Origin of the sequence: Azoarcus sp. TTM-91, assembly GCF_012911025.1 — a bacterium.
Lineage (GTDB): Bacteria > Pseudomonadota > Gammaproteobacteria > Burkholderiales > Rhodocyclaceae > Azoarcus.
The window spans coordinates 1-11,597 of the sequence record NZ_WUEI01000132.1 but is presented as its reverse complement, the minus strand read 5'-3'; the positions used below and the strand labels follow the sequence as shown (position 1 = coordinate 11,597).

Here is an 11,597-nt window from a genome sequence, read left to right as displayed (position 1 = left end):
GTGCTGGGGCGAAGGCGGGCGGGGGCCCATTCAACTGGCAATCAAGCACACGCGCGGAACGCAGCAGCGGGACAAGGCCGAGGAACATGCCAGCCGCTCGGGCTGAGCCTGTCGAAGCCTGTTTCCTGCGATGCCCTTCGACAGGCTCAGGGCGAGCGGTGTCTCGGGGCCGGGCGCCGCCAGAAGCGGTTGTCCATGAATCGCGGGGAGCGGTGCGCGCCGGTCGCTGCGCAAAGCCGCAGGCGCGGGAGACCGGCCTGGAGCAGGCTGCTGCCGCGCCGCACTGCCGCACAGCCGCTCAGCCGCTCAGCCGCTCAGCTCCGCCGCCGTCCGCGCCGCACCGTTTCCGATGGGCTTTCGCCGTAGCGCTGCTGGTACAGGCCGGCGAAGCGGCCGAGGTGGGGGAAGCCGCAGTCCAGCGCGATGTCGGCCACCCGCGCTTCCGGGCCGGCGCCCAGCAAGCTTGCGCGGGCGCGCTCCAGGCGGCGCTCGCGCACCAGCTGCATCGGGCTACAGGAGCGGAAGCGCTGGAAGCTGTCCAGCAGGGTGCGGGCCGGCACCTCGGCGGCGGCGGCGATGTCGGCCAGGCGGATGGCTTCGCAGGCGTGGGCGTCGATGAAGGCTTCGGCGCGCCGCACCGCGCGGGGGGCCAGGCTGGGCGCGGCCGGCTCCTGCTGCGGCCGGTGCGGGTGGCCGGCCAGCAGCAGGGAGATGAGCATGCGCTCGAACTCGATGGCGATGCGTTCGTCGCGCTGGGCCAGCTGCAGCATGGCCGGCTCGGTGGCGAGCAGGCGGAACTGCGAGACCCAGGGCGACAGCTCCGGCCGGTCCAGCGCCATGGCGTGATCGAAGTGCATCAGTTCCACGCCGGTGTGGGCGGCCAGGGTGGCGCGGTCCACCCGCAGGAAGATCTGCTCGCAGTCGGGCGAGAAGCGGCCGGAGAAATGCGCCCCAGGAATGCACACCGCGCCGCGGTTCTGCCCGATGGTGGTGCGCTCGCCCATGGTGTTGAGCTCCGCGTGGCCGCGCAGGCAGCAGACGAAGAGGTAGTACGCCTCCATCTCTTCCACGATCACGTCCATCTCGTCGCCGAAGTCCAGCGCGCCGATCACCGCCCCGCCGAAGCGGATGAAGTCCATGTGCGAGTGAACCCGCGTGGAATGGCGCGTCGGCCGCAGCCGGTGGGGCTGCAGGATGGTGGAAATGCGGATACAGGTGTCATCGACGTCATGCGACTCGAAGTACCTGTGCTGGCGGAGCGCGACCGGCTCCTGGGCAACGGCGGCAGGCATCTGGGGGTTCTCCTGACTTTGTGTACAGCGCGTCGGGTAGGGAGAACAAAGCAACAGCCGTGCCGATGGGCATCCCGTTTGGGCTATCCGTTTTGCGCCGCATCAAGGCCGGCGGAGAAAGCTGCGGTAAGTGGATAAGGCGGCGGCCTGCCTGCGGTGAATGGATAGAGCCGGGCACGGGCGGCTGCGCAGAATGTGCTCCATGGTTGCGCAATGCAGCAATCCCGAATGCCTTAAGCCTGGAGATTCCCCATGAGTGCAGTCCACACCAGCGAGGCCGCCGCCGTGGCCGCGGATGCCCCGGCGCAGAAGCTGGCCTTCTTTCCCCGCGAGGACGGCTCGCGGGTGCCCTACGAAGTGTTCAGCTCGCAGGAAATCTACGATCTGGAGCAGGAGCGCATCTTCCGCGGACCCACCTGGAGCTTCCTCGCGCTGGAAGCCGAGATTCCGAAGCCGGGCGACTACAAGAGCACCTTCGTCGGCGACACCCCGGTGGTGGTCACCCGCACCGAGGAGGGCGAGCTGGCCGCCTGGGTGAACCGCTGCTCCCACCGTGGCGCCATGGTCTGCCGCAATGCCCGCGGCAACGCCAGCTCCCACTCCTGCGTGTATCACCAGTGGAGCTTCGACCAGCGCGGCAACCTGCTGGGCGTGCCCTTCCGCCGCGGCCAGAAGCACATGACCGGCATGCCTAAGGATTTCGATCCCAAGTGCCACAGCCTGCGCCAGCTCAAGGTGGAGAGCTACCGCGGCCTGGTGTTCGCCACCTTCAGCGATGAGGCGCCGGCGCTGCCGGATTACCTCGGCGCCGAGATGCGGCCGTGGGTGGACCGCATCTTCCACAAGCCGGTGGAATACCTCGGCTGTACGCGCCAGTTCTCCCAGTCCAACTGGAAGCTGTACTACGAGAACGTGAAGGACCCGTACCACGCCAGCATGCTTCACCTGTTCCACACCACCTTCAACATCTTCCGCGTGGGCATGCACGCGCGCTCGCTGCCGGACGCCACCCACGGCCTGCACAGCATCATCACCGTCACCAAGAACGAGGAAGAAACGTCCGCCGCCTACAAGCAGCAGGGCATCCGCTCGATGGACGACGGCTTCAGCCTGGAAGACGAAACCGTGCTGGGCCACGTCAAGGAATACGACGAGCTCACCACCAACCACATCCAGACCATCTTTCCGCAGCTGGTCATCCAGCAGATACACAACACCCTGGTGGCGCGCCAGCTGCTGCCCAAGGGGCCGGACAACTTCGAGCTGGTCTTCCACTTCTTTGGCTACACCGACGACACCCCGGAGCTGCGCGAGCTGCGCCTCAAGCAGGCCAACCTGGTAGGCCCGGCCGGCTACATCTCGATGGAAGACACCGAGGCCACCGAGCTGGTGCAGCGCGGCACCAGGCGCGATCCCAAGGCCACCTCGGTGATCGAGATGGCGCGCGACAACCCCGGCCAGCAGGACAGCAACATCACCGAAAGCCTGATCCGGCGCTTCTGGGTCGGCTACCAGCAACTCATGGGCTTCTGAGCGGGGATATAGATCGTTATGGATAAGATGGAACAGATGTTGCTGTGGTTCGAGCTCCACAGCCTGCAGGAGCGCTACGTGAGCGTGCTCGACAACGACCGCCTGGAAGAGTGGCCTACGCTGTTCACCGAAGACTGCGAGTACGGCGTGATTCCCAGAGAAAACGAGGACATGGGCCTGCCGGTGGGCGTCATCTGGTGCAACAACCAGCGCATGCTGCGCGACCGCGTCGTCTCCCTGCGCCACGCCAACATCTTCGAGGCGCACAGCTACCGGCATATGACTTCCGGCCTGCAGATCACGCCGGTCGATGCCGACACGGTGGAGATGCGCTCCAACTATGTGGTGGTGCAGACCCGCGCCAACGGCGAATCCCAGGTGTACCAGGCCGGCCGCTACGAAGACCGGGTGGTGCGCACGCCCGAAGGCTGGCGCTTCCAGAAGAAGCGCGCCATTTTCGACACCTCCCGCGTGCAGACCCTGCTCGCCACCCCGATCTGAGGCCCGCCATGAGCAGCGAAGACAGCGCGGTGGCCGCGGTGGCCACCTGGCACGACGTCGGCGTGCCGGACGATTTCCCCGACAACGGTTCCTGGCCGGTGGTGGCCGGTGGCATGGAAGTGGCCGTGTTCCGCCTGGGCGACGAGCTGTTCGCCCTGCGCGACCTCTGTTCCCACGGCGCGGCCAGGCTGTCCGACGGCTATGTCGAGGATGGCTGTGTCGAATGCCCGCTGCACCAGGGCCTGTTCGATATCCGGACCGGTGCGCACAAGTGCGCGCCGCTCACCGAACCGGTGCGCGCCTTCCCGGTGCGGGTGGTCGCCGGCCGGGTGGAGGTTGGCATCTGATCGGCATTTGAGCAGCAGCCGATGCGCCGCCGCGAGCGGCGCATGAAACCCGCAACGAGGGCGACATGAACGCCGTCCGAGAAAGCCGGCGGGCCGGGAGCCCGCCCGCGCCCGCCGCATGAATTTCCCGCAGTCCCCAACCGCATCGCACGCAGTCCGATACCAGGAGAGATCCATGTTCAAGCTGAAAAACGCCGCGCTGGCCCTAGCCCTCTGCGGCGCCCTCGGTGCCCAGGCCGCCGATCCGATCAAGGTCGGCATCGCCCTCGACATCTCCGGCCCCTTCGCCGCCGCCGGCGCCGAAGCGCGCGACGGCTTCGACCTCGCCATCGACAAGCTGGGCGGCAAGCTCGGCGGCCAGCCGGCCGAGTTCCTCAAGACCGACTTCGCCGGCAACCCGGAGCAGGCCACCCAGCTGGTGACCCGCTACCTGCAGCGCGACAAGATCACCTTCTTCACCGGCCCCATCGCCTCCAACTCCGCGCTGGCGGTGGCGCCGGCGCTGTTCGCCGCCAAGGTGCCCTTCATCTCCAGCAACCCCGGCCCCAGCCAGTTCGCCGGCAAGCAGTGCAATCCCTACTTCTTCGGCCAGTACCAGAACGACACCTACGACGAGGCCGCCGGCAAGCTCGCCAACGAGAAGGGCTACAAGAACATGGTCATCATTGCCCCCAACTACCCGGCGGGCAAGGATCACCTGAACGGTTTCAAGCGCCTGTACAAGGGCGGCTTGAAGGACGAGATCTACACCAAGGTCGGCCAGATCGACTATGCCGCCGAGATCGCCCAGATCCGCGCCGCCAAGCCGGATGCGGTGTTCTTCTTCCTGCCGGGCGCGATGGGCATCAACTTCGTCAAGCAGTTCGTCGGCGGCGGCCTGAAGGACGTGCCGCTGATCGCCCCCGGCTTCTCCGCCGACCAGGACGTGATCCAGGCCGTCGGCGAGCCGATGCTGGGCCTGTACAACACCGCCCACTGGACGCACGACCTGCCGCTGCCGGCCAACGCCGAGTTCGTTTCCGCGTTCCGCAAGAAGTACGACGGCCGCTACCCCACGGTGTACGCCGCCATGGCCTATGACGCCATCCTCGCCATGGACGCGGCGGTACGCGACGCCGGCGGCAAGACGGACAGCCCGGAAGCGCTGGTGAAGGCGCTCTCCACGCCCACCTTCAAGTCGGTGCGCGGCGAATTCACCTACGCCCGCAACCACTACCCGGTGCAGGACTACTACCTGCGCGTGGTGGAGAAGGATGCCGACGGCAAGCTCACCAACAAGCTGGTCGGCAAGGTCCTGGAGAAGCACCAGGACGCCTACGTCGCCGAGTGCGCGATGTAAGCGCGACCCGCGCCGCCGGTGGGCGGGGCCGGAGACGGCTCCCGCGCGCCAGCGGCGCGGTTCGTGGTTACCCGTGACCAGGACGGGCTGATCGGGGGTATTGAGGCGGAGATCGCCGCCGAGCCTATCCGCCCTCCCGGCTCCGCCCCGGTATTGCCAATTTCATACCAGCCTCAATAAGCTCACCCCTCCCGGCATCGCGCCGCCAACCGGATTCCACCGATGGACGCCATCTTCATCATCGAGCAACTGCTCAATGGCCTGGGCTACGGCTTCATGCTGTTCCTGCTCGCCGCCGGCCTGACCCTGGTGTTCGGCATCATGGACACCATGAACCTCGCCCACGGCTCGCTGTTCATGGCCGGCGCCTACATTGCCGCCCGGGTGCACGAGAGCAGTGGCTCCTTCGTCGGCGCGGTGCTCATCGCCATCCTCGCCACCGTGCTCATCGCCGCGGTGATCGAGATCCTCATCATTCGCCGCCTCTACAGCCGGGATCACCTCGCCCAGGTGCTGGCCACCTTCGGCATCATCCTGCTCGCCGACGACGCGGTGAAAGCCATCTGGGGCCCGTCGCCCATCATGGCGCCGACGCCGCCGGCGCTGGCCGGCCCGGTGCAGCTGCTGGATGCGCTGCCCTATCCCTCCTACCGCCTGCTGATGATCGCCGCCGGCCTGCTGGTCGCCATCGGCCTCTACCTGCTGGTGAATCACACCCGCGTCGGCATGCTGGTGCGCGCCGGCGCCTCCAACCGCGCCATGGCGGAGTTCATGGGCGTGCGCGTCGGCCGGGTGTTCTCCTTCGTGTTCGCGCTGGGGGCTGCGCTGGCGGCGCTGGCCGGCGCGCTGATGGGGCCGATCAGCGCAGTGCAGATCGGCATGGGCGAGGCCATCCTGATTCCGGCGCTGGTGGTGATCGTCATCGGCGGCATCGGCTCGGTGCGCGGCGCCTTCGTCGCCGCCCTCATCGTCGGCCTGGTGGATACCGCCGGCCGCGCCTTCCTGCCGCCGCTGCTGCGGGCAGTGCTGCCGCCCTCGCTCGCCGCCGACCTCGGCCCGGCCATGGCCGGCATCGCCATGTACGTGCTGATGGCCGTCATCCTCACCCTGAAACCCGCGGGCCTGTTCCCCGCCCGTGCCTGAGGTTTGCCCATGAATGCTTCCGCAAGCCTTCCCGCCAGCGCGCCGGCCGCCCGACGCGGCGGTGGTTTCGGCGCCGTGCTGCCCTGGCTGCTGCTGGCGCTGCTCGCCGCCTTCCCCCTCATCGCGCCGCATTTCGAGCTGGAGTACTACGTCGGCTTCGTGCGCAGGCTGCTCATCGTCATGATCGCCGCCACCAGCCTCAACTTCATCCTCGGCTACGGCGGCATGGTGGCGCTGGGCCATGCCGGCTTCCTCGGCGTCGGCGCCTACACGGTGGTGGCGCTGGTGGATGCCGGCTTCAGTTCCGCCTGGCTGGCCTGGGGCGCGGCGTTGGTGGTCACTGCTGCCTTCGCCACGCTGATCGGCGCCGTCTCCCTGCGCACCCGCGGGGTGTATTTCATCATGATCACGCTGGCCTTCGCCCAGATGCTCTATTACCTGGGCGTGTCGCTGCGCACCTATGGCGGCGACGACGGCTACGGCATCTACACGCCGCTGTCGCTGGGCGGCTGGCTGGATGCCCAGCCCAACGCCTTCTACTGGGCGGTGCTGGCCATTGCCGCGCTGATCTTCGCCCTCGGCAGCCGGCTGGCGGTGTCCCGCTTCGGCCTGGCGCTGATGGGCATACGCGACAACGAAACCCGCATGGCCGCGCTCGGCTTCCCGGTGTTCCGCCTGCGCCTGGTGGCCTTCGCCGGCGCCGGCGCGGTGGCCGGCCTGGCGGGCGCGCTGCTCGCCAGCCACAACGGCTTCGTCAGCCCGTCGATGATGCACTGGACCGAATCCGCCATCCTCATCGTCATGGTGGTGATAGGCGGCATGGGCAACCGCTGGGGCGGCGTCATCGGCGTCGGCCTGTGGCTCACGCTGGAAGAGGTGCTGAAGATGTACACCGAATACTGGCACTGGCCGCTGGGCCTGTTGCTGATCGCCATCGTGTTCTTCGCCCCGCGCGGCCTGGCCGCGCTGTTCGGCAGCAAGGGAGAGCGAGCATGAGCCTGTTCCAAGCCCAGGGCCTGGTGAAGCGCTTCGGCGGCCTGGTCGCCACCGACAATGTGTCCATCGCCGTCGAGCCGGGCGAGATCCACGCCCTGATCGGCCCCAACGGCGCCGGCAAATCCACGCTGGTGAACCTCATCTCCGGCCTGCTGCCGCTGGACGCCGGCAAGCTGCAGCTGGACGGCGTGGATCTCACCGCGCTGCCGCCGCACCAGCGGGTGCGCGCCGGCCTGTCGCGCTGCTTCCAGGTCACCAGCGTGTTCAAGGGCGACAGCGTGCGCAGCAACCTGCTGCTGGCCGCCCAGGCCCACGCCGGCTCCAGCTTCCGCTTCCTGTCCCGCCGCGCCGGCGAGCAGGCGCTGATGGAAACCGCGCTCGGCCTGGCGGAAAAGGTGGGCCTCTCCGATGTGCTCGACCGTACCGCCGGCACCCTGCCGCACGGCGTGCAGCGCAAGCTGGACGTGGCCCTCGCCCTGGCGGCGGGGCCCAAGCTGCTGCTGCTGGACGAGCCCATGGCCGGCATGGGGCCGGAGGATTCGCTGCAGATGGTGGAGCTGATCGAGAAGCTGCGCGCCGAGGCCGCCATCCTGCTGATCGAGCACGACATGGACGCGGTGTTCCAGCTCGCCGACCGCATCTCGGTGCTGGTCTACGGCAAGGTGCTGACCTCCGGCGACGCCGAGCATGTGAAGGGCCACCCGGAAGTGCAGGCGGTGTACCTGGGCACGGAGGCGACGGCATGAGGCTGCTTTCCTCCCATGCGGCGCGCCACCCGGCCGCCGCTTCCCTCCTTCTTTCCGGCGCCGCACGGAGGCCCGCATGAAGCACGATCCCCTCCTGAGTTGCCGCGGCCTGGAAGCCGGCTACGGCGCCAGCCAGGTGCTGTTCGGCATCGATTTCGACATCCAGGCTGGCGAGGTCGTCGCCCTGCTGGGCCGCAACGGCATGGGCAAGAGCACCACCATCAAGACGCTGATCGGCGGCCTGCGCCCGCGCGCCGGCCAGATCCGCTTCGGCGGCCGCGACATCCACGGCGCCCGGCCGGACGCCATCGCCCGCATGGGCGTGGCCATCGTGCCGGAAGGCCGGCAGTGCTTCCCCAACCTCACGGTGGAAGAGCACCTGCTCGCCTTCGCCGACAACCGCAACGGCCTGCGCGATGGCTGGACGCTGCCGCGCCTGTACGAGCTCTTTCCGCGGCTGAAGGAGCGCGCCAGCAACATGGGCAACCAGCTCTCCGGTGGCGAGCAGCAGATGCTGGCGGTGGCGCGGGCGCTGTCTACCAACCCGCGGCTGCTGATCCTGGACGAAGCCACCGAGGGCCTGGCGCCGGTGATACGCGACGAGATCTGGCGCTGCCTCGGCCTGCTCAAGGAACAGGGCCAGACCACGCTGGTGGTGGACAAGTACGTGGAGAAACTGGTCTGCCTCGCCGACCGCCACCTCATCCTGGAACGCGGCCGGGTCGCCTGGACCGGCACCTCCGCCGAGCTGGATGCGGATCGCGGGCTGTGGCATCGCTACCTGGGCGTGTGAGCGCCCGCTTGCTGCCGCCGCGGCCGGGAAGTCGCCCTTGCTGAAGCACTGAGCCTGCCGCTGTCTCTGTGCTCTCGCCTCGGGCGGTGAGCAGCGCCAGCCCGCTTCAGCAGACTGCACCCCAGCCGGAATCAACCGAAGACCCCACCCCGCCGTGCCCGCCACGGCGCGGCAGGCCCCGCTTTGCCTGTCGTTTCACCACGAGGAAGCCGCCATGAGCCCCGCCGCCACGTCCCTGCAGACGCCGAAGCCCGCTGAATCCCCCTTGCCCGTAGGCGTGGTGGCGGAGGCGGTGCCGGCCGGCAACCACCCCATCGAACTCCAGCCCGGCGGCAGGCGCTACGCCGCCGCGCCCGGCCAGACCCTGCTGGATGCCGGCCTTGCCGCCGGCCTCTGCCTGCCCTACCAGTGCCGCAGCGGCGAATGCGGCACCTGCAAGGCCACCGTGCTGGCGGGCGAGGTGGAACATCTGCCGGCCAGCTATCCGCTGGAAAACGAGGGCGACTGCCTGCTGTGCCGCTGCCAGGCCCGTGGCCCGGTGACGCTGGCCTGCGAGGAAGTGCCCGGTGTGCCCGGCCTGCCGCTGCGCAAGCTGGCGGTGCGCGTCACCGCCATTGAACGCCCGGCGGCCGACGTCGCCATCCTCCACCTGCAGCCGCCCGCCGGCCAGCCGCTGGAATACCTCGCCGGCCAGTATGTGGACGTGCTGCTGCGCGATGGCCGCCGCCGCAGCTATTCGCTGGCCACCGCGCCCGGCAAGACGGAGCAGCTGGAGCTGCACATCCGCCACCTGCCCGGCGGCGCCTTCACCGAGCACGTCTTCGGCCGCCTGAAGGCGCGCGAGATGCTGCGCCTGGAAGGGCCTTTCGGCACCTTCTACCTGCGGGACTCGGAGGCGCCGATGATCCTGCTCGCCAGCGGCACCGGCTTCGCCCCGATCAAGGCCCTGGTCGAACACGCCCGCCGCGCCGGCCTGCGCCGCAAGGCGGTGCTCTACTGGGGCGCCCGCCGCCGCGAAGACCTCTACCACCATGCCCTCGCCCAGCAGTGGGCGCGCGAGTTGCCGTGGTTCAGCTATGTGCCGGTGCTGTCCGAAGCCAACGCCGACTGGACTGGCCGCCGCGGCCTGGTGCACCGGGCGGTGCTGGAGGATTTCGCCGACCTGTCGGGCCATGAGATCTACGCCTGCGGCGCGCCGCAGATGGTGGACGCGGCGCGGCGCGATTTTGTCGCCGAGGCGGGCTTGGCGGAGGAAAGCTTCTACGCTGATGCCTTTGTGAGCGCCGCGCCTGCGGTGGCTTGATGGTGCTTGGGGACGCGGCCCTGCTGCTGTCCCCGTGCATGCTCAATAGTGGTAGCGGCAGGAGATGATGGTGAGCGCGCTGTCATCGACCGCATAGACCAGCCGGTTGACATCATCGATGCGGCGGGACCAGAAGCCGGCAAGGTTTTCCTTCAGTGGCTCGGGTTTGCCGATGCCTTCGAAAGGGGACCGCAGGGTGTCGGTGATGAGTTGGTTGATGCGCTTGAGGGTCTTCCGGTCTTGCCCCTGCCAGTACAGGTAGCCGCTCCAGGCTTCATCGGTCCAGGCCAGCAGCCTAGTCATCCTGCAGCTCTCTCGGCGTGGTCTTTCCCGCCTTGAACTGTTCGATGGAGCGGTGCAGGTGTGCCGCGTTGGCGGGGGAGCGCAGCAGATGCACGGTTTCCATCAGGCTGTTGTAGTAGTCGAGCGACATCACGACCGCATCCGCCGCATCGCGCCGGGTGATGATGGTTGCGTCCGCGTCATCGACCACACTGTCCAGCACGGCCTTGAGCGCATTGCGTGCCTCGGTGAATGAGACGACTTTCATCGGATTGCCTCATGTACGGTTTAGCGTACAAGTCTAGGCCGGGCAGCGGTCCTTCGCAAGCATCGGGGTGTGCTGTCGGTCATGCGGCGACTGGGTGTTTCCCATCGTCGCTGGAAGGCCGTCAAACGCTTTTCACCCGATCTCGCCCATTGTCCTTGGCCGCGTACAGCGCGCTATCCACCTGATCGAGGAAGCGGCGCGGGTCGTCTTCCGCGCCGGGGATCAGCGTGCCCACGCCCAGGCTGATGCTGAGCCGGCCGTCGATGGCGGCGTGGGGGATGGCGAGGTCGGCGATGGCCTGGCGGCAGCGTTCGGCGATCATGCGGCCGGCGGCGGCGTCGGCTTCGGGGAGGATGATGACGAATTCCTCGCCGCCGAAACGGGCGACGAAGTCGCGGGCGCGGGCGGCGGCGCTGCCCAGGGCCTGGGCGACGAGCTTGAGGCTGTCGTCGCCGGCGAGGTGGCCGTAGTGGTCGTTGTATTCCTTGAAGTGATCCACATCCGCCAGGATCACCGACAGCGGCTGGCGGTTCTGTCGCGCCCTGGTCCATTCGAGCTCGAACACGGTGTCGAACATGCGGCGGTTGGCGACGCCGGTGAGGCCGTCCTTGTAGGACAGGGCTTCCAGCTCCTGCTGCAGCTTCAGCAACTGTTCCTCGGTGGCCTTGCGCTCGCTGATGTCGAACATGAAGCCGGTCACCGCTTCCACCTCGCCATCCTTGCGCACCACATGGACCACGTCGCGTATCCACACGTAGCCGCCGTCGGCGGTGAGGGCGCGGTAGTCGGCTTCATGGTCGGAGCCGGCCTTGCACTGGGAGACGCAGAAATCGACCACCCGTTCGCGGTCGTCCGGGTGCATGCGGGCGGCCCAGTCCTCCACGGTGCTCCAGCTGTCCGGCGTCCAGCCCAGCACGGCTTCGATCTGCGGGCCGATGTAGGTGAAGCGCAGGGTTTTCCAGTCGATGCGCCAGGGGATGGCCTTGGTCGATTCGAGCAGGGTGCGATAGACGTCGCTGTCGGGCGTGGGCTCGGCGCGGGGGAGGGACATGGG

At 68.3% G+C, this 11,597-nt stretch carries 13 protein-coding genes; 9 read left to right on the top strand and 4 right to left on the bottom strand.

From position 1 onward, the window contains the following. Positions 1-314: 314 nt before the first annotated feature. Positions 315-1,292 carry an anthranilate 1,2-dioxygenase regulatory protein AndR gene (gene andR / locus GRF61_RS21290; RefSeq protein ID WP_169152629.1) on the bottom strand — a complete coding sequence of 326 codons (978 nt, stop codon included), beginning with the start codon at positions 1,290-1,292 and terminating at the stop codon, positions 315-317. 252 nt (positions 1,293-1,544) lie between these two features. On the opposite strand from andR, the gene andAc reads away from it, so the two are divergent. The 9 genes from andAc to GRF61_RS21245 all read left to right on the top strand — a co-directional run bounded on the left by andAc (position 1,545) and on the right by GRF61_RS21245 (position 9,993). Then, a complete protein-coding gene (andAc, locus tag GRF61_RS21285; protein ID WP_169152628.1) occupies positions 1,545-2,825 on the top strand; it encodes an anthranilate 1,2-dioxygenase large subunit AndAc in 1,281 nt (426 codons plus the stop codon). 18 nt (positions 2,826-2,843) lie between these two features. Further along, positions 2,844-3,326: an anthranilate 1,2-dioxygenase small subunit AndAd gene (andAd, locus tag GRF61_RS21280; RefSeq protein WP_248281379.1), complete on the top strand. Its 483-nt coding sequence runs from the start codon at positions 2,844-2,846 to the stop codon at positions 3,324-3,326. 8 nt (positions 3,327-3,334) lie between these two features. Continuing rightward, positions 3,335-3,673 (top strand): anthranilate 1,2-dioxygenase ferredoxin subunit AndAb, encoded by a 339-nt coding sequence (andAb, locus tag GRF61_RS21275; protein WP_169152627.1) that lies wholly within the window; start codon positions 3,335-3,337, stop codon positions 3,671-3,673. Between the two features lie 175 nt (positions 3,674-3,848). Beyond that, entirely contained in the window at positions 3,849-5,012 is a 1,164-nt protein-coding gene (locus GRF61_RS21270; RefSeq protein WP_169152626.1) for an ABC transporter substrate-binding protein, read from the top strand. A 222-nt stretch (positions 5,013-5,234) separates the two neighbouring features. Continuing rightward, positions 5,235-6,155 carry a branched-chain amino acid ABC transporter permease gene (locus GRF61_RS21265; protein ID WP_169152625.1) on the top strand — a complete coding sequence of 307 codons (921 nt, stop codon included), beginning with the start codon at positions 5,235-5,237 and terminating at the stop codon, positions 6,153-6,155. A gap of 9 nt (positions 6,156-6,164) precedes the next feature. Beyond that, on the top strand, positions 6,165-7,151 hold the full coding sequence (locus tag GRF61_RS21260) for a branched-chain amino acid ABC transporter permease (protein ID WP_169152624.1): 987 nt from the start codon (positions 6,165-6,167) through the stop codon (positions 7,149-7,151). After that, complete coding sequence (locus tag GRF61_RS21255; RefSeq protein WP_169152623.1) at positions 7,148-7,897, top strand: ABC transporter ATP-binding protein; 750 nt, start codon at positions 7,148-7,150, stop codon at positions 7,895-7,897. The genes GRF61_RS21260 and GRF61_RS21255 overlap by 4 nt, the downstream gene beginning before the upstream one ends. A gap of 76 nt (positions 7,898-7,973) precedes the next feature. Continuing rightward, a complete protein-coding gene (locus GRF61_RS21250) occupies positions 7,974-8,690 on the top strand; it encodes an ABC transporter ATP-binding protein (RefSeq protein ID WP_169152622.1) in 717 nt (238 codons plus the stop codon). 214 nt (positions 8,691-8,904) lie between these two features. Continuing rightward, the gene (locus GRF61_RS21245; RefSeq protein WP_169152621.1) at positions 8,905-9,993 is read left to right on the top strand and encodes a CDP-6-deoxy-delta-3,4-glucoseen reductase; all 1,089 of its coding nucleotides are present in this window, start codon (positions 8,905-8,907) and stop codon (positions 9,991-9,993) included. Positions 9,994-10,035: 42 nt separating this feature from the next. On the opposite strand, the gene GRF61_RS21240 is transcribed toward GRF61_RS21245, so the two are convergent. The 3 genes from GRF61_RS21240 to GRF61_RS21230 all read right to left on the bottom strand — a co-directional run. Next, positions 10,036-10,296, bottom strand: a complete 261-nt coding sequence (locus tag GRF61_RS21240; RefSeq protein ID WP_169152620.1) for a Txe/YoeB family addiction module toxin — start codon at positions 10,294-10,296, stop codon at positions 10,036-10,038. Continuing rightward, complete coding sequence (locus GRF61_RS21235; RefSeq protein ID WP_169152619.1) at positions 10,289-10,543, bottom strand: type II toxin-antitoxin system prevent-host-death family antitoxin; 255 nt, start codon at positions 10,541-10,543, stop codon at positions 10,289-10,291. Before GRF61_RS21235 ends, GRF61_RS21240 begins: the two co-directional genes overlap by 8 nt. Positions 10,544-10,664: 121 nt before the next feature. Next, a partial coding sequence (locus GRF61_RS21230; protein WP_348982454.1) for a sensor domain-containing diguanylate cyclase occupies positions 10,665-11,597 on the bottom strand: 933 nt, incomplete at its 5' end.